The following is an 18,800-nucleotide window of genomic DNA, read 5'->3' as shown; positions in this document are numbered from 1 at the left end:
AATTATTCATTATCATCCTCTTCATCTTCTTCGTCATCCAATTCTCTTAATATTTTTTCTCTATATTTTTTACCAATTAATAAGGTTAGTTTTAAGGTGTAATCCTCAACTAACCATTCTCGATAATTTTTACTACATTGACTTAAACATTTAGCATAACGCTTAATACGACACTCAATATCTTGATCTAACTCTTTAGACAGCATTCTTGCGTCTTTCAACTCCTCTGTATTATCAACACACATGGCTGCGTGTTGGTCTAATGATTTCTCAAGAACCACTTTAGAGCGTAAATTAAGAGCAATTGCTTGTTTGTGCTCTTCATCAACATCAAAAGTGACATCAGCTGTTTTGCTAAACTTTGCACGTAAATCTAGTGGCATTGTATATTTAAAATGCAACTCAATCTCCGAATCATCACGTAAATTTTCCAGATAAAATTCTGGAGATTTAAAGATATGTTGCCAGTTAACTGGTTCACTCCATAGTCCGAAACGAGCTGCATTATTTCCTAAATCAATTACTGCAAAGGTATCTTTATTGGGTAACTTACGGGAACCACGACCAATCATTTGGTAATACAACGTCAATGATTTAGTTGCTCTATTTAAGATAATTGTTTCTACCGTTGGCTCATCAAATCCTGTAGTTAAGATTCCTACAGAGGTCAAAATAGCATCTTTAGTATGCTTGAACCAATGTAAAATTTCCTTACGTTCTTCATTACTACTAGTATTATCCAAGTGACGAACAGGATAACCAGCTTCTCTAAATGTTTCATAAACATATAAGGAAGTGTTAATACCATTATTAAAAATCAAGGTTTTCTTCCCCATTGACCTTTCGGTATAAGCATGCAATAATTTCTCTTGCATGAGGGTATTAGTATACAAATCATCTGATGATTTTACCGTATAATCACCGTTTATACCTACTTTCAATGATGTTAGTCCCACATCATAACTATACGTAATGGCATTTGCCAAGAATCCATTTTCAATTAATGACGCAATGGTATCACCTACAATCAACTCATCATAACTTTGATGCATGGGCAACTTAATGTTAGAACTTAACGGTGTTGCTGTTACTCCTAATATAAAAGCATTCTTGAAAGAATTTAATAATTTTCTAAAGGAGTTGTAGTGTGCCTCATCAATGATGACTAGACCTATATTATCAAGGTGTAGTTTTTCATCATTAATACGGTTTTTTAACGTTTCAACCATAGCTACAAAACAAGAATACTCATTTTGATCTGGAAGATCTTTTACCTTACTATTAATGATTTTATTTTTGACACCAAAACCTTTTAACATTTTGGATGTTTGCTTACACAACTCAATCCTATGAGTCAGTACCACTACTTTTTTATTGTGTTTAGAGATGTATCTACGAACAATTTCAGAAAAAATCACGGTTTTACCACCACCAGTTGGTAGTTGATATAATAAGTGATGTTGTTTAGGTCCATTGTCTATGCGTTCAAAAATGGCATCAATGTCATCTTGTTGATATGCATAAAGTTCTTTTTTATCTTCTTTTTCTATTTCTAAAATATTTTCCAGCATCACCTATTTTGAGTTTTTGCAAAAATACGTCTAAAAAACAGTTAAATGGCTATATTTAAACAAAAAGATGATGAATCTTTAAATAAATAGGGATTATAATTGATTTAGTCCTCAAATGGTTCAATAATCGCATTAAATTGCGCGTGATTTTTCCATTTTTGCACTAAAATTTCATTATAAATAGCTAAAATTCTTTTTTTAAATTCAGATAAAATGCCATTTATAATGCAAAAATGCACTGCTTGCTCAAAAGAATTTCCCATACTCTTGTAAAAAAGCTCTTGTTTGATAAGATTTTGTGCTGAAAAAGTTTGGGCAATTTCGATATTGTAAAACATGATTTCAGCAATTACAAATGGATCAACTCCAAGTAGCATAAAATGCTTGATGTATTTTTGAGCTACAGAACGACGCATTTTGGGTTTACTTTTCCTTCCCGTTTTTTTTATGGGGAAATATTCATTGGAAATTTTGAACTTACATTCCTGCAAAAGTTTATCTTCATTTGGATTAAAGACGAAATCATAATACACTTTCACGGGACTAAATTTTTCATACAATTCGATAATTTGCTCTTCGAGTTGTTCTTTATTCAATTCCAACAAGTATTTTTTTAAATCACGTTTGCTCATAATGAAAATTTTCAGCTACAAATGTAAATTAGTTTCAGACTTAATAACACAAAAATCAATCCTAATTCCTTAATTTTGCCACTCATTCAAATACAAAATACAATGTTCAAGCTTTTTAAGGTTACGGCAATTCTAGAAGGAATATCCTATTTAGTTTTATTTTCGAATATGCTTTTTATCAAACCAAACAATTTTGAATTATACCATACTTTATTAAAACCAGTGGGGTATGCTCATGGTTTCTTGTTTGTAGGATATGTAATCCTTGCTGTTTTATTAAAAAAGAGTCAAAATTGGGATCTGAAAACTTTTGGAATTATTTTACTGGCTTCATTAGTGCCTTTTGGTACTTTTTATATTGATAAAAAATACTTGGCTACAGCTTAAAAATAAGTCGAAAGTTTTAAAGCAGCAAAGTTAAAAGTGTAAATAGTACGATAAAGAACTAAAAACAAACAAGTTAATCTGATTTTATACAATTTTAAAATGCTGTATTAAAAAGTGCTTTTTATGTAAAATTAATATCAAACAATATTTTTTTAAAACCATTAAGAAAATAAGAAAATTAAGTTTTACTTAATGACTCTTAATTTTCTTAGTGGTTTTTTATCTAAGAGATCTAATTACTAAAAAGCTATTGCAAGCGATCTTTTACAAACTCGATTTGAGTTTTTCCATGAGGTTGTGGTTTTCCGTCACTTCCTAAATTAACCATCGTTGTAGCATCAATTGTAATAATAGTTTCACGAGTCATCATGTTTCGTACTTCACATTTTAAAGTAACAGAAGTGATACCAAACTTTACTACATCAATTCCTATCTCAACAATATCGCCTTGTTTTGCCGAGCTCCTAAAATTAATTTCAGACATCGTTTTAGTCACCACTTTTGTGTTTTCTAATTGAATAATAGAATACAAAGCCAGTTCTTCATCTATCCAGGCTAATAATTGTCCGCCAAATAAAGTCCCGTTAGGATTTAAATCTTGTGGTTTTACCCATTTTCTAGTATGAAATCGCATATTTTAATATTTAATAATGCTAAAATAGGACTTCGCTTAGAATTTTTCGTTAATTTTAAAATAAAAAGATGAATCAAAGAGATGTTTTTTTATGCCAGTTCAGAGGAGAATCTATAGGTAGTATTAACCCCAATTCATCCTCTGATGAGAATTTTCAAAATCAAGTTATTCGTCCCATTTTAAAACTACAAAATGATCTATTTGTAGCCTCCTTCATGAACTATATTAAAAAGTACAAAAAAGATTTTTACTCCCATACTGTAGAAAAAAAATTAATGACAATCGAAAACGCTATACAAAAAGATATTAAGTACAGAAATGCGCTCAAAGGAATGGTTATCGCTTTGTTTACAGCGGATGAATATACACTTTATATCCAAAGCTCATCAAACCTTAACAAAAGAATGATGAATATGCTTATCGAAAGACTTAAAGACCAAGTACAACTATTTGAAAACGATACTGTTTCTTAACATTGACTGCTCTATTTGTAATTCTGATTTAAAATTACACTTCATTTAATAACCTTTTATTAATCTCCATATTTTGTTATTTAAAGATTTAAATTCATCTCGTATAATCTCTTTGCTGCATGGTTTATTTTCATTATAATTGTTAAAACAAAAAAGATGAAAGAAGCCTATTTCAAATGGTATTCTCCTAACTTGAGTAAAGAAATTGAAATGTTAGTTTTTGGTCATGCAGGTCAACCCTTACTTCTATTCCCTACCTCAATGGGTAGTTTTCATGAGAATAAAGACATGGGACTTATTGAGTCAGCCCGATGGTATATCGAGCAAGGATTAATTACGATTTATTGTCCAGATAGTATTGATAAAGACAGCTTTTACAACAAACATATTCATCCTACTCATAGAATTGCGAACCATGTAGGGTACGATAAAATGATTTGCCATGAAATAGTTGAAAAAGTAAAAAAAAACACCCCTTCTAACAAAGTAGTCCTTGCTGGTTGTAGCTTTGGCGCTTATCATGCTGCTAATTTTGCTTTTAAACATCCAGGTTATGTTAATCATCTTTTTTGTATGGGAGGTGTTTTCAATATCAAAACTTTCATGGATAGTTTTTATAACAATGATATTTTTTACAATAATCCAGAAGATTATTTACAAGGTTTAAACGATTACGAACTCTGGAATATGGATATAGCATTGGGAACTTCTAATTGGGATATTTGTTTTGATGCCAACTTGAAATTAAGTAAAATATTAAAAGAAAAAAATATTCCACATTGGCTTGATATTAAACAAAATAGAGAACATGACTGGCCTGTATGGAAAGAAATGTTTCCACATTATTTATCTCGGATTAAATTTTAAATTGACCTCAAAAACTAAATAAATCAGCACCCAAAATGAAAAAAATTGGAATCTTATTTGGAATGGAAGATAGTTTCCCTCAAGCTTTTATTGATAAAGTCAACTCTAAAAAGGAAAAAGGAATTATTGCTGAAGCAGTAAGTATTGACAAAGTAATTCAAAATAAAGGTGGAGAATATGCAGTCATTATTGATAGAATTTCACAAGATGTACCTTTTTATCGTGCGGCTCTAAAAAATGCAGCATTGACAGGTACAAATGTGATTAACAACCCTTTTTGGTGGAGTGCTGATGATAAGTTTTTTAATAATTCTTTGGCTGACACTTTAGGAGTCCCCCTACCTAACACCGTGATAATACCATCCGCACAACATCCTGAGGATACGAGTTCAAAATCTTTTAGAAATTTGAAGTATCCCATGGATTGGGAAGGAATTTTTGATTACATCAAATTCCCTGCCTATATGAAACCGTACGCTGGTGGAGGTTGGAAAAATGTGTATCGATTAGAAAACAAAGAAGAGTTTTGGAAAACACATCAAGAAACAGGACAGTTGGTTATGATGTTACAAGAAGAAATCGTTTTTACAGAATATTTTAGAGTATATTGTTTGGGTTGCAAAGCCGTTCGTATCATGCCATACGAACCTCGCAATCCACATCATTTGCGTTATGTCATTGATGGCCCACAAACAAATAAAAAATTATTAAAAACTATCAAAGACTACACTTTGCGATTATGCAAAGGACTGGGGTATGATTTCAATACGGTAGAATTTGCTGTACGCGATGGTATTCCTTATGCTATAGATTTTGGAAACCCTGCTCCTGATGCCGAATTGACTTCTGTAGGTGCTGAAAATTTTGAGTGGGTAGTAGAAGAATCAGCCAAAATGGCCATTGCTGCTGCCAAAAAACATAAACCAGGTAAGATGAATTTGACATGGGGAACTTTTATAAAAAATGCTATTGGTTCAAAAACATTGTCACTAGGGATCAAATTATAATACCATTTTAAGTTTTTAAATTAATTGAAAAATGAAAAAGCTACCTGTTTTTACGTTAGGTGTTGAAGAGGAATATCAAATTATAGATCCTGAAACTAGAGATTTAAAATCGCATTTGTCTAAAATTGTCGATGGCGCCAAAATGTTACTAAACGAACAAGTAAAAGCCGAAATGCATCAATCAGTCGTGGAAGTAGGAACTAATATTTGTAAAAACATACATGAAGCAGAAAAGGAAATTAAGTTTTTGCGTTCCAAAATTGTAGAACTTGCAGGAAATCAAAATTTAATTGTAGGCGCTGCGGGAACGCATCCTTTTGCTAAATGGCAAGACCAACCCATAACTGATGACCCTCGTTACCACAATATTATTAACGAATTACAAGACGCAGCACGTTCTAATTTGATTTTTGGAATGCATTGTCATGTAGGAATCGAAAACAGGGAAATAGCACTACAATTAATGAATCAGGCTTGTTATTTCTTACCTCATATTTTTGCCCTTTCGACCAATTCTCCTTTTTGGGAAGGCAGACAAACTGGTTACAAATCTTATCGAACCAAAGTATTTGATAAATTCCCAAGAACAGGACTTCCTGAGTATTTTGAATGTTTAGCCTCATACGAAAATTATTTAGAAACCTTAGTAAGAACTAATTGTATTGACAATCCAAAAAAAATATGGTGGGATTTGCGTTTACATCCTTTTTATGACACTATTGAATTTCGTATTTGTGATATGAGTTTAACGGTTCAGGAAACGATATGCCTTGTTTCAGTTATACAAGCAATCGTGGCTAAGTTATACAAAATGAATCAAAACAATATGAGTTTCAATATTTACCGTTTGGCACTCATCAAGGAGAATAAATTTAGAGCGGCTCGATATGGAATTGAAGGGCAAATGATTGATTTTGGCTTGCGTAAAGAAGTTGAAACTAAAATTTTGATTTTAGAATTACTTGATTTTATAGATGATGTGGTGGATGAATTAGACAGCCGAGATCATATCAATTATGTGCATGAGATTTTAAAAAATGGTACTGGCGCAGCCAAACAAATTGCCGTTTATGAAGAAACCAAAGACCTTAAAGAAGTAGTTAATTTTATTACAACAGAATTCACCAAAGGATTGTAGAATAAAATATAGTTTATTTTTGCATTTCGTTAAATACCACAAAATGAATAAAAAAAAAATAATAAGATTAGCCATTTTGGATATGTACGATGGACAAGCCAATCAAGGAATGCGCTGTATTATTGATATTATAACCCGCTTTTCACCTTTCGTTAATTATGATGTTTTTGATGTCAGACAGAAGGGAGAATTGCCTAATATAGATAAATACGATTTATACATTTCAACAGGAGGTCCAGGAAATCCATTGGAAGGAAACGGAGATTGGGATATCAAATATTATCAATTTATTGATGAATTAACAAAATGGAACATTGAAAGTCCCATAAAAAAATACATGCTTTTTATTTGCCATTCTTTTCAAATGGCTTGTAAACATTTTGGCTTAGCTGAAATCACGAAAAGAAAAGACACTTCTTTTGGTGTAATGACCATACATAGAACCAAAGAAGGAGTTACAGACCCAATTTTTGAAGGGTTAAATGATCCATTTTACGCAATTGACTCTAGAGATTACCAAGTAATCCAACCCAAATTGTCTGTTTTCAAAAAGAAAGGAGCTAAAATAATTTCGTTAGAAAAAATAAAAGATAATGCTCAATACGAAAGAGCCATTATGGCTGTTCGATTTACGGATTATTTTGTGGGAACACAATTTCATCCTGAAGCGGATCCTCTCAGTTTTATCGCTTCATTAAGAGATAAAGAGGCTAAGGCTAAAATTAGAAAACTAAAAGGAAAAAGAAAGTTTCGAAACATGTTAGAAGACTTATTGGATGATGATAAAATCTATAAAACTAACGAAACATTAATACCTAACTTTCTTCGTATAGCAATCAATGATTTAATGAAAACAAAAAAAATTATGTCCAATTAGTAACTGCTTTTTTATATGATCTCAAAATACAGGGACGAATTCAATTCGCAATTTTCCGAAGACAAATACCAAGCTCTCAAAGAGGATATCGCTTCTGATTTTGACTATACTCCTACTTTTAGAATTGGAGAAACTCCTTTTTTTATTTCCAAGGAATTAAAATCACAATTAATTGAAGGTTGTAACCAAGTGATTGCTTTGATTCAGAGAAATGATTTTAAAACACTTACAAATAAATCTTTAGAACTAAATCATAACGTTCTAAACGAAGATGATCATACTAATTTTATTGCAATTGATTTTGGGATATGTGAAGAGGAAGGAAAAGTCATTCCTAAATTAATTGAAGTACAAGGATTTCCGTCATTGTTTAATTATCAAAACAATCTCTTTGAAAAATTCAAAAAACAATATCCTTTTTTAAATGGGTTTACTCCTTTTGTACATAACATTTCGAATCAAGAATATTTAAAAATTTTAGAGGAAGTTATTTGTAATTATCACCCTAAAGAGAATGTCATTTTATTGGAAATCGAACCTGAAAAACAAAATACAAAAATTGATTTTTACTATTGTAAAAGAGATTTAGGAGTCCCAATTGTATGTGTGACTGAGATTGTTAAAAAAGAAAACCAATTGTTTTATCCCAATGAAAAAGGTAAATTAATATTGATTAAACGTATCTACAATAGAGTGATTTTTGACGAATTGGATTTGCGTAAAGATTTAAAATTAAATTTTCATTTTACTGATGATTTAGATGTAGAATGGGCAGGTCATCCCAACTGGTTTTTTCGAATTAGTAAATTCATTTTACCTTATCTCAAAGGGCCGTATTTTATAGAAACCACTTTATTAAGTGAGCTCAATGAAATCCCTGAAGACTTAGAAAACTACGTCTTAAAACCCTTATTTTCTTTTTCAGGTTCTGGGGTTATCTTTCATGTCAAAAAAGAAGATATCGAAGCTATCAAAGAAAAAGAATTATATATTTTACAGAAAAAAGTAAATTATCTTCCGATTATTCAAGCTCCGGATGGAAAAGTAAAAGTAGAAGTAAGAATGTTATGTACTTGGAAAAATGATGACTCTGCTCCTACTATTTTATGTAATCTAGCACGATTGAGTCGTGGCGAAATGATAGGTGTAAAATTCAATCAAGACAAGGATTGGGTGGGCGGAACGATTGGATTATTTGAAAAATAGTTTCGTATGAAATATGATTAGATATTTTTGATTTTATGGTTTCTACATTCAAATAAATAATCTTTAATCAGGATTAAAAATATTTTAACTTAGTACCGATATGTGTGAGGGATAGCAGTGGAAATCCTTTTTATTATGGAGCTTTTGCGGAATAATAAAAAGATTGTAACGAATAGCCCGACCCGAAGTTTTTACGGAGGGTCACACCAAAAAGTAACTAATGTAATAAATACTTATTTTTTCCAGAGTTTTTTGAATAAAACGGGACAAATTTTCTCCATAGTTTTAGGTTCGTCCACATTCCAAGTAAAATCGATTAAAGGATAATTTTCATCATTGGTTATAAAAGTGCCATAATCAATATATTCATAGATTTCTTGATTAGTTTTGTTCAAAAAAGCATTCATAGATACAAACCAAAAGCCTTCAAATTCATAGTTTGTTTTGCCTTCTTTTAGCTGACTCACAAGACTATCTGGATTAGCAATAGCTTTATAGAATACTTCTTTCCCTCTAGAAAGCAACCAACATCTGAAATAATCAAAACTACTAGCATCAGTCGTTCCTTGATTCATAAGGAAAGCGGCGCACCACAAATCAGATTTATAGGTGTCATAAAGTAGCTTATCCGTTCTCAAACGAAAACCTATAATTTCTTTAGGAGTTAATTTTTCGATTTCATTTGTCAATATAATTTCTCTGTCTTCTTGAGGAAGATTGCCTTTCAATGAATTTTCAATGATTGACCAATATAGATCTTCGTTAAGCATCTCATTAGACTTTGAGAAAGGAATAGAATCAAATGCAACTACTGGAAGAACAGTTGTAGTGATAACTTTGGTTGTTATAGTGGTACTATTTAGTTTTTCACGACTATTTTGACTTAACATAGTAAGACTTAAAAACAAAAATGATAATACTATACTAATTTTCTTCATAAAGGAATTCGAATATACGATTGGTTTGCACGTTTATATTCTTAGGTAAAATTAGTGATTTTTAATTTGCAATTTCACTATCTAGAATATAAAAATTGTTATCTATTTTAAAATCTAACTTTTCAGTTGAGAAATCTTTTGTTTTCCAATTTTGATTGGGTTTTATCCAATATAGTTTGTCGTTGACAGCTATTTTTATAGGCATAGAAAACCCAGGAACACAGTTACTCCATCTAAAACTTAATTTATTTTTTGAAATTTGATGTTCTAAAACAGGTACTTTTATGTCTCTCAAATATTGGTTAAAAAAATAATCTAGATTTATACCTACAGCTTTAGACAGGTATTCTTCAATTTGTTTTGTAGAAACTGTTTGATGATAAAAAGTAGTATTCAAACCTCTTAAAATACCCCTCCATTTGACATCATTATCAACAATTTGACGAAGAGTATGCAACATATTGGCACCTTTAAAATACATATCTGACGAACCTTTATCATTTACATTGTAGTGAGCAATGATGGGTATATCATTTACAATATTAATTCTGGTTCCTCTTACATACTCAAAACCTGCTTGTTTGCCATAATAATATTCAACAAAAAGACTTTCGGCGTAACTAGTAAAACTCTCGTGAATCCACATATCAGCATTATCTTTATTGGTAATACTATTTCCAAACCACTCATGACCCGATTCATGTACGATGATAAAATCAAATTTAAGTCCCCACCCAGTCTGACTTAAATCAGTACCCATATAGCCATTCCTAAAACCATTTCCATAAGAAACAGCACTTTGATGTTCCATACCTAAATAGGGAACTTCTATTAATTTATATCCATCTTTATAAAAAGGATAAGGACCAAACCAGTATTCAAAAGCCTTTAACATACGAGGTACTTCTTTGAATTGCATTTTAGCTTTATCCAAATTGGGACGTAAAACATAATAACTACAATCTAACTTTCCTTTTTCACCTTGATAAATTTCGGAAAATGAAACATAATCACCTATATTAAAATTAACTCCATAATTGTTTATTGGATTTGAAACTTGCCAATGATAAGTAGTTGTTCCATTTTCTAATAAATCTGACTTTACAAGTTTTCCATTAGAAACCCCCACAAGTTCTGACGGCACGTTGATGCTAATATGCATAGCATCTACTTCATCAGCTAAATGGTCTTTATTAGGCCACCAAACACTCGCCCCAATTCCTTGACAAGCAGAAGCTACAAATGGTTTTCCGTTGTTGTCTTTTTTCCATACAATTCCTCCATCCCAAGGTGGATTAACTGCTATTCTGGGGCTTCCTTTAAAATAGACAGTCAATTCTTTAAGACTTCCTTTTACCTGTACAGTTTTTAAATTTACAAAAAAAGTACTTCCTTCTCTTTTGAATTCTAATGACTTTCCATCCTGAACAATCTCTGTAATCTGCATTGGTTCTTGCAAATCAATTTGCATTACATTGTATTCGTTTACAACTTGATAACAAACAACATTTGAACCAATAATTGATCGATTTGAAATATCTATTTTTAAATCTAAATGGTATTCTTTTACATCCCACCAAGCCCTTTCTTTAGTAATACTTCCTCTTAAACTGTCTTGACGACTGAATGAATTTTGGGTAGATTTCAAAGGAGTTTGTGCAAATACAATATTTGCAACCAAAATAAAAATCGCATAAAAAACAAAAGACATCTTCATGACAAAACGAATTGAATAAAATAGTATTAATGTAATTTGGTCACTCTCTTTTGTTCTCCAACAGCTGCAATTCCATTGGTTAGGCGGCAGGTATAATCATCTATAAGAGCTAATATTTTATCGTAGTTTTTTGATTTAACAATCAAACCTGCATGGTATTCTAAAGGCACTCTAAAGCAAACTTCAGGATCTGAAAAAGAAGACAAATCAGGATAAGCCAGATGAGAAAGTGTTAGTACAATTCCCGCATAATTCTCTTTAACAGAGGGTAAGTTGTATTTTTTATTTTTTACCAAAGCATCTTCAATCGACGCCCATTCTTTCCAAAGGTTAATTCCCGAAGCTGCTTCCACCATTTCGGCTAAATGTGCCCCACCTACCCTAGACGAAGTTTCAAGAAAGTAAATCTGTCCTGTTGCTTCGCATTTGATAAATTCAGTATGAGCCGCTCCATTTTTTAAACCAAAACTTTCTAATATTTGCTTATTTATTTCTTTAATCTTTTGATCATCATCAGAATTCCTAACCATGGTAACGCTTCTAAATACACCTCCACTTTGTGAAATTTCTAGTGGTGTTGTTATATATTTAGAAGTCAAACTGAACAAAACGGTTTCATTATACACCAAACTATCGCAATGATAAACATTCCCTGGAATAAATTGTTCTAAAAGGTATTTGAAACGATTAGCTCCTAATTCGTTGATATGACGCCAAGCCATTTCTTTATCTAAAATCTTACTAATTCCTATTGAGGAAGCTTCAGAACGTGGCTTTAGTATCCAAGGCGCAGGAATCGTTTCCATAAAGCTATTAATAGCCTCATCGTTAAATAATGAAGAAAAAACAGGTACAAGAATGCCAACACTTTTAGCGAGCATCCGCATAGCTAATTTATCTCTAAAATAACGACCCGTAGATTGTCCCATACCCTTAATACGAAGGTTTTCTCGAAGATATGTTGCTTTTTCTACATCAAAGTCATCTAAGGCTACGATAGCATCGACCTTTTGAGATTTCATCAAATTAGCGATACCAATAACTAAATGCTCTAAATTCCAATCTACGTCTTGACCGGGCATATAAAAAACCTCATTAATCGCTTCAGAAGGCCAGTTTTTATCCCTCATTTTTTCGCTTGTAACCAAATAAACCGTATTTCCTAATTCTTTTAATTGGATTAAAAAATCAGTTCCTTTAAAATAATTCGAAATACAAACAAAGGTTTTGGCAGTTTCCATGAATTATAAATTTGAGATGAATTGAGTCAACAAATGAACTCCATAAGCTGTTGCATGCTTACTTTTTGCAAACTCATCGTCTCCAAAAGCCACACCTGCGATATCCAAATGCGCCCAAGCTGAGTGTTCTTTGGTAAAAAACTCTAAAAATTTGGCCGCACTTATTGCTCCAGCAACAGGTTTTCCACTATAATTTTTAACATCAGCAATTTCACTTTCAATATCTGATTTATAAGCATCCCACAATGGCAAAGGCCAAAGTCGCTCACCCACAACATCTCCTGCCGTTTGTAATTGTTTTGAAAGCGATTCATTATTGGTAAATAAAGCGGCACATTCGTACCCAAAAGTCCCCACAGCACTACCCGTTAAAGTTGCAACGTCAACAATATATTCAGGATTGAAATTTTTAATCAAATAAGACAATCCGTCTGCTAAGATTAAGCGACCCTCGGCATCCGTATTCGTGATTTCAATGGATTTTCCGCTATAACTTTGAATGACATCACTTGGCATAAGCGATTTGGCGTCCACTGAATTTTCAGTACATGGAACGATAGCGGTGACTTTTATAGGCAATTGCAAATCGGCAATCAATTGCATCGCTCCTAAAACAGCCGCTCCACCTGCCATATCACATTTCATGTGTACCATACCCGAAGTTTTGATATCCAAACCACCAGTATCAAAAGTAACACCTTTCCCAACCAAACCAATATGTTTCAAATCAGCTGGCTTTTGTCTAGGCGAATAATTCATGATAACAAACTGAGGTTCATTTTCACTTCCTTTTCCAACAGCTAAAAAAGCGTCTAATTTTTCAATATGTGCCGCTTCTCTTCCAAGAACCTTGACTTCAAAACCAAATTTCGCACCTTTATCTTGAGCCCATTGTGCTAAATAAACTGGAGTCACTTTGTTGGGTGGTAAATCAACTAAAGTCATTGTTTCTAATTGCGCTCTAGCAATTTTTATTGCTTTGACAACAACTTCAGTATAATCCTTATCACTTTGTATTTGTATTTCAAAATCCGAATTTAAAAAAGGATGTGCTTCGGGATTTTTATAATGACCTAAATTATAAGTTCCTAATAACAATCCTGAAACAATGGCTTCTACTTCATTTTCGGTCATTTGTTCAGGAATGGTAAGCACAATACTGTTAACGAACTGTTCTTTTTGATTTACCGATACTCGTCTAAAAACGGTTTTTAATGATTTATAATCAATCGACTTTCCTAAGCCAATAAAAATATAAATCGTATCATTTAGTTCAGATAAATAAACAGAGTCTTTTCGTCCATTGAAAATTTTAGGAGAAATTTCCATTCCTTCAAATGAAACTGTCATAACATCCGTTTCAAAAACAGGCACTATAACTGTTCCTTTAAATCCTTTTAAATCCGTTATCTGTGTTGTTCTCATTATTATTCTTTTGAATTAAAAAATAACCACTCAATGGCTTTTGGGAATTCATCACTCCAATAAGTTTCGGTGTGTTTTCCTAATTTATTAATACTCAAATTAATTTTCATTTTGTCATTTACAAATTGACTCTGAATCACTCGCTCTCTGAACTTTTTAACGTGTTCTATCATATTATCACTTTCATCGCCTCCAGCATACAAATAAATCTTAGTATCATCAGTGTTTTCAACTTCAACATCAATTTTCAGCTGAGGAACAACCCAAAGTGAAGGGGAAAAAATCATTAATTTCCCAAAAACTTCAGGCTTACGCAAACCGCTGAAAATACTAATCAATCCGCCCATAGAACTGCCACCAATACCCGTGTTTTTTCTATCAATTTTGGTTCTAAAATGTTCGTCCACATAAGGTTTTAGGGTTTCAGTCAAAAACTTAATATATCTTTTTCCTTGGCCTTTTCCTAAAATGGTTTTCCCTACATTGTACTCTTTAATTCGGTCTTCTTCGGCATGTTCAACAGCTACAATAATAATTTTACCAATTTTATACTCAGACATTACCGCCAATTTCTTGTCGATTTCCCAATTCCCATACAACGCTTTTTCATTGAACAAATTTTGAGCGTCTTGCAAATACATTACAGGATAGCGTTCATCAGTAGTATCGTAATCATGTGGTAATAAAGCCCAAACTTTTCGAGTAGTATTCAGTTGCGGAATTTCAAATTCATCCGAAAGCAATACAACTTGGGGTAAAAAATTAGGTTTAAAAGGCAACCAATTTTTTCTCCACCTAGGTACATATTCATTTTGAATACCTGATTTTAAATTTGTTGAACGATTAGGCGTAATTTCTTCATTTTCGCCAATTTCAACAGCACTCCAATCGCCTTTTGTAAATTTGTACAAAAGTGTTTCTGGTAATTCAAAACCCTGAGGAAACTCATATTGGTAATTATGTTCTCCTATTTGTTTCATTATATAATATGGGTCTTGTGTAGCCCAATTATTAAAATTACCTGCTATATAAATTGGACGAGCATCTATTTCATTTGTCGTTAGTATGATATTTAAAGTAGTTTTTTTTATTGTGGTAAGATTGTTTAATTCGATTGTGGTATTTTCAGAATTCATTTTTATATTGTTATGCTAAACCTATTGGGTTAATTTTTTTTATAGTTCAATTCTACAACTATTGTCACATTAAGCTTGTCGAAATATATTTCAGAAGAGATCTTCGAAAGGCTCAGACTGACATTGTATTGGGATTTACTTTACACTTTTATATAAATCTTCTTTTTTAATCTATTTTTATCAATTGTACCCAGGGGGTATATTAAATATTTTATAATATCGTAAATATAGTTTTTTGAAATATAAAAAAGAACTCCCAATAGTTAATTTTAAAACTATTGGGAGTTATAATTATGTTGTTTTTTGAAAAATGCAATTAAAGAATAATCTTTAAAACACTTAAAATTATTAATTGCTTAACCCGTTGGGTGTAATTATTATTTATAGTTAAACACTACAACTATTGCCATATTGAGCTTGTCGAAATACATTTCAGAAGAGGTCTTCGACAAGCTCAAACTGACATTATCAATATAATTAACTTTAGACTTTACTATAAGTTATCTTTTTTAATTGCATCCAATGGGCTATTGCTTAATATAAGTTTTGTTCCCATTCGAGTTAATATAGTACTTCCCTCCTTTAGGACCTAAAAACACTTTTTTACCATTGTATTGTCCAACAACATTATCTTTTGTTGCTACTTTCTTAGCATCCATTTTTGCCTTTGAATCCGCTAATTTTGTTTTAGCAACACCCGATGACTTTTCTTTCGTAGCTACAACTTTATCTTTTGCTATTGCTTTTTTCGAATCCACTTTAGTTTTAGAATCCGCCAATTTTACTTTAGTAACATCAGAGGTTTTTTCTTTTAGAGCTATTCTTTCAGCTGTAACACTCATTTTTGCTTTATCAGCAGTAGCTGTCTGAGCTAAAAGACTCATTGAAAACAAAAATGTAAATAAGAGAGAGGCAATTTTTTTTCATAACAAATTGTTTTTAAAAGATTAACTATACTAAAATTAGTACTTTTTCAAATACAAAATGCATCGAACCCCTTAATAATTTTGCAATATGTTATTCTATTTTTGACGGCTTTTCAAAACGTCAATCACATCATTCAATTTGTATCCTTTTGCTTGTAATAAAATCAAATAATGAAATAACAAATCAGCACTTTCATTTAAGAACAAATCATCATTATCATCTTTGGCTTCAATAACAACTTCAACAGCCTCTTCACCTACTTTTTGAATAATTTTATTCATTCCTAATTTGAACAGAGAAGCTACATAACTCTTTTCAGATTCGGCATTTTCTCTTCGGGTTTGAATAGTATCTTCTAATTTGGAAATAAATCCATAAGAAGCATCGTTTGGTGTTTGCCAACAAGTATCAGCACCAGTATGACAAGTTGGTCCTACGGGTTGCGCCTGAATCAACAACGTATCACCATCACAATCATTTTTGATATCCACCAAGTTCAAAAAGTTTCCACTTTCCTCTCCTTTTGTCCAAAGTCTTTGTTTTGAACGGCTGTAAAAAGTTACTTTTCCAGTATCCACTGTTTTTTGATAAGCTTCGGCATTCATATAACCTAACATCAATACATTCTTGGTTTCGCTATCTTGAATAATGGCAGGGATTAATCCGTGTGCGCTTTTTGAAAAATCTATGTTCATATTTTTTTTAAGTTATGAGTTATAGGTTATAAGTTATGGGGTTAGAACTCTTATCGTTTAACACCTAACTCATAACACTTAACTTCTTTCTAAATTCTTACTTCAATATTGTTATTTTTTAATTCTTTTTTCAATGTTTTAATTTCAATTTCCTTGAAATGAAAAACACTTGCTGCCAAAGCTGCATCCGCTTTTCCATCGATAAAAGTATCTGCAAAATGCTGCATATTTCCTGCACCTCCCGAAGCAATAATTGGGATATTCACTAAACCAGACAATTTAGCCAATGCTTCATTAGCAAATCCATTTTTAGTTCCGTCATGATTCATTGATGTAAACAAGATTTCTCCTGCTCCTCTTTGCTCTACTTCTTGTGCCCAGTCGAATAAATTCAATTCCGTTGGTACTTTTCCACCTACTAAATGTACAATCCATTCGCCATTAATTTGTTTGGCATCAATCGCAACCACCACACATTGGCTTCCAAATTTCTGAGCCAAATCATTAATCAACTGCGGATTTTTAACCGCTGATGAATTGATTGAAACTTTATCTGCTCCGTTTTGCAATAAAACTTCAACGTCAGAAACTGCCGAAATTCCACCACCCACGGTAAACGGAATATTAATCGTTGCTGCTACTTTGCGCACTAAATCGACTAAGGTTCTTCTTCTTTCTTCCGTTGCCGAAATATCTAAAAAAACCAATTCATCTGCCCCTTCATCTGAATAAATTTTGGCTAATTCCACAGGATCACCCGCATCACGCAAATCTACAAAATTTACGCCTTTAACCGTGCGTCCGTTTTTGATGTCAAGACAGGGTATTATTCTTTTTGTAAGCATTATGTATCTTTATAGAATAACCCTAACAGGGTTTTAAACCCTGTTAGGGTTTGTTAAAATATATTGTTCTAATTGTTTCAACGAAATTCTTCCTTCGTAAATCGCTTTCCCGATAATAGTTCCTTCGCAACCTATTTCGGCTAATCTTGGCAATTCGTCAAAAGTAGAAATTCCACCTGAAGCGATTAATTTTAATCCTTCGGCTTGCGCCAAAATTTTAGCATACAAATCAAAACTAGGACCTTCGAGCATTCCGTCTTTCGCAATATCTGTACAAATAACGTATTTAATTCCTTTTAACTGGTAATTTTGAATGAAAGGCACTAAATCTTCATTAGATTCTTCTAACCATCCTGAAACGGCTACTTTTTCATTATTGGCATCTGCACCCAAAATAATTTTATCTGCACCAAATTTCGAAATCCATTCTTCAAAAACGGCTCTGTTTTTTACAGCAATACTTCCACCTGTGATTTGGTTTGCACCGCTTTCAAAAGCAATTTTCAAATCGGCATCCGATTTTAAACCACCACCAAAATCAATTTTCAAATTCGTTTGTGTTGCAATTTGTTCCAAAATTTTATGGTTCACAATTTTGCTTGACTTCGCTCCATCTAAATCTACTAAATGTAAATATTCGATTCCGTGAGCTTCAAATTCTTTGGCTACTTCCAACGGATTTTCGTTGTAAATAATTTTGGTATTGTAATCACCTTTGGATAAACGCACGCATTTTCCGTCGATGATGTCTATAGCTGGTATGATTCTCATTTATATAAGTATTAAAGTTTGAAAGTTGAAAGTTATAAAGTCCTCAACTTAATTTATAATTTTAGAAAGTTCCCTAGAATTTTCTCTCCCACATCACCGCTTTTCTCAGGGTGAAATTGCGTTCCGAAGAAGTTATCATTCTCTAAAGCCGAAGAATATTCTACTTCATAATTCGTTGTGGCGATGGTTTCTGTACATAACGGTGCATAAAAACTATGAACCAAATACATGTATTCCTTCTCTGCAATATCCTTGAATAATCCAGATTTTAGATTATAAATTGTATTCCAACCCATCTGAGGTACTTTTACTT

At 32.1% G+C, this 18,800-nt stretch carries 20 protein-coding genes; 7 read left to right on the top strand and 13 right to left on the bottom strand.

Translation table 11 applies throughout. The features are described from left to right. Nucleotides 1–2 precede the first annotated feature (2 nt). Nucleotides 3–1,571, bottom strand: a complete 1,569-nt coding sequence (locus WBQ70_RS10010) for a DEAD/DEAH box helicase (protein ID WP_423913591.1) — start codon at nt 1,569–1,571, stop codon at nt 3–5. Nucleotides 1,572–1,675: 104 nt separating this feature from the next. Beyond that, nucleotides 1,676–2,203, bottom strand: a complete 528-nt coding sequence (locus WBQ70_RS10005) for a DUF6155 family protein (protein ID WP_423913588.1) — start codon at nt 2,201–2,203, stop codon at nt 1,676–1,678. Between the two features lie 102 nt (nt 2,204–2,305). On the opposite strand from WBQ70_RS10005, the gene WBQ70_RS10000 reads away from it, so the two are divergent. Then, complete coding sequence (locus WBQ70_RS10000; RefSeq protein ID WP_423913585.1) at nt 2,306–2,590, top strand: DUF3817 domain-containing protein; 285 nt, start codon at nt 2,306–2,308, stop codon at nt 2,588–2,590. A 247-nt stretch (nt 2,591–2,837) separates the two neighbouring features. On the opposite strand, the gene WBQ70_RS09995 is transcribed toward WBQ70_RS10000, so the two are convergent. Next, the gene (locus tag WBQ70_RS09995) at nt 2,838–3,224 is read right to left on the bottom strand and encodes an acyl-CoA thioesterase (protein WP_423913583.1); all 387 of its coding nucleotides are present in this window, start codon (nt 3,222–3,224) and stop codon (nt 2,838–2,840) included. A gap of 68 nt (nt 3,225–3,292) precedes the next feature. Here WBQ70_RS09995 and WBQ70_RS09990 point away from each other — a divergent pair, with 68 nt between their 5' ends. From WBQ70_RS09990 to WBQ70_RS09965, 6 genes are all read left to right on the top strand, one after another. Next, nucleotides 3,293–3,697 (top strand): glyoxalase, encoded by a 405-nt coding sequence (locus tag WBQ70_RS09990; protein ID WP_423913581.1) that lies wholly within the window; start codon nt 3,293–3,295, stop codon nt 3,695–3,697. 156 nt (nt 3,698–3,853) lie between these two features. Continuing rightward, nucleotides 3,854–4,564, top strand: coding sequence for an esterase family protein (locus WBQ70_RS09985; protein WP_423913578.1), 711 nt, complete (start codon nt 3,854–3,856; stop codon nt 4,562–4,564). A gap of 35 nt (nt 4,565–4,599) precedes the next feature. After that, nucleotides 4,600–5,571 (top strand): ATP-grasp domain-containing protein, encoded by a 972-nt coding sequence (locus WBQ70_RS09980; protein ID WP_423913577.1) that lies wholly within the window; start codon nt 4,600–4,602, stop codon nt 5,569–5,571. 31 nt (nt 5,572–5,602) lie between these two features. Beyond that, nucleotides 5,603–6,709 carry a carboxylate-amine ligase gene (locus WBQ70_RS09975; protein WP_423913574.1) on the top strand — a complete coding sequence of 369 codons (1,107 nt, stop codon included), beginning with the start codon at nt 5,603–5,605 and terminating at the stop codon, nt 6,707–6,709. A gap of 43 nt (nt 6,710–6,752) precedes the next feature. Continuing rightward, the gene (locus WBQ70_RS09970) at nt 6,753–7,586 is read left to right on the top strand and encodes a type 1 glutamine amidotransferase (protein WP_423913571.1); all 834 of its coding nucleotides are present in this window, start codon (nt 6,753–6,755) and stop codon (nt 7,584–7,586) included. 15 nt (nt 7,587–7,601) lie between these two features. After that, nucleotides 7,602–8,792 (top strand): hypothetical protein, encoded by a 1,191-nt coding sequence (locus tag WBQ70_RS09965; RefSeq protein WP_423913568.1) that lies wholly within the window; start codon nt 7,602–7,604, stop codon nt 8,790–8,792. Nucleotides 8,793–9,025: 233 nt separating this feature from the next. Here the strand turns inward: WBQ70_RS09965 and WBQ70_RS09960 are convergent, their stop codons facing one another. From WBQ70_RS09960 to WBQ70_RS09915, 10 genes are all read right to left on the bottom strand, one after another. Next, complete coding sequence (locus WBQ70_RS09960) at nt 9,026–9,730, bottom strand: DUF4240 domain-containing protein (protein WP_423913566.1); 705 nt, start codon at nt 9,728–9,730, stop codon at nt 9,026–9,028. Nucleotides 9,731–9,791: 61 nt separating this feature from the next. Next, nucleotides 9,792–11,447 (bottom strand): M1 family metallopeptidase, encoded by a 1,656-nt coding sequence (locus WBQ70_RS09955; protein WP_423913564.1) that lies wholly within the window; start codon nt 11,445–11,447, stop codon nt 9,792–9,794. A 26-nt stretch (nt 11,448–11,473) separates the two neighbouring features. Then, on the bottom strand, nt 11,474–12,688 hold the full coding sequence (locus WBQ70_RS09950) for an ATP-grasp domain-containing protein (RefSeq protein ID WP_423913562.1): 1,215 nt from the start codon (nt 12,686–12,688) through the stop codon (nt 11,474–11,476). A gap of 3 nt (nt 12,689–12,691) precedes the next feature. After that, nucleotides 12,692–14,113, bottom strand: coding sequence for a leucyl aminopeptidase family protein (locus tag WBQ70_RS09945; RefSeq protein ID WP_423913559.1), 1,422 nt, complete (start codon nt 14,111–14,113; stop codon nt 12,692–12,694). 2 nt (nt 14,114–14,115) lie between these two features. After that, a complete protein-coding gene (locus WBQ70_RS09940; protein ID WP_423913557.1) occupies nt 14,116–15,249 on the bottom strand; it encodes an alpha/beta hydrolase in 1,134 nt (377 codons plus the stop codon). A gap of 527 nt (nt 15,250–15,776) precedes the next feature. Next, nucleotides 15,777–16,133, bottom strand: a complete 357-nt coding sequence (locus tag WBQ70_RS09935; RefSeq protein WP_423913554.1) for a hypothetical protein — start codon at nt 16,131–16,133, stop codon at nt 15,777–15,779. A gap of 138 nt (nt 16,134–16,271) precedes the next feature. Continuing rightward, on the bottom strand, nt 16,272–16,871 hold the full coding sequence (gene hisIE / locus WBQ70_RS09930) for a bifunctional phosphoribosyl-AMP cyclohydrolase/phosphoribosyl-ATP diphosphatase HisIE (protein ID WP_423913551.1): 600 nt from the start codon (nt 16,869–16,871) through the stop codon (nt 16,272–16,274). Between the two features lie 89 nt (nt 16,872–16,960). Then, nucleotides 16,961–17,716 carry an imidazole glycerol phosphate synthase subunit HisF gene (gene hisF / locus WBQ70_RS09925; RefSeq protein WP_423913549.1) on the bottom strand — a complete coding sequence of 252 codons (756 nt, stop codon included), beginning with the start codon at nt 17,714–17,716 and terminating at the stop codon, nt 16,961–16,963. Nucleotides 17,717–17,749: 33 nt separating this feature from the next. Beyond that, nucleotides 17,750–18,487 carry a 1-(5-phosphoribosyl)-5-[(5-phosphoribosylamino)methylideneamino]imidazole-4-carboxamide isomerase gene (gene hisA, locus WBQ70_RS09920; RefSeq protein ID WP_423913546.1) on the bottom strand — a complete coding sequence of 246 codons (738 nt, stop codon included), beginning with the start codon at nt 18,485–18,487 and terminating at the stop codon, nt 17,750–17,752. Nucleotides 18,488–18,540: 53 nt separating this feature from the next. Then, a partial coding sequence (locus WBQ70_RS09915; RefSeq protein ID WP_423913544.1) for a glutamine amidotransferase-related protein occupies nt 18,541–18,800 on the bottom strand: 260 nt, incomplete at its 5' end.

The sequence above is a fragment of the Flavobacterium sp. genome (assembly GCF_049590715.1).
GTDB lineage: Bacteria > Bacteroidota > Bacteroidia > Flavobacteriales > Flavobacteriaceae > Flavobacterium.
Note: the sequence above shows the minus strand (reverse complement) of the source record. Positions and strands in the feature narration are given on the sequence as shown.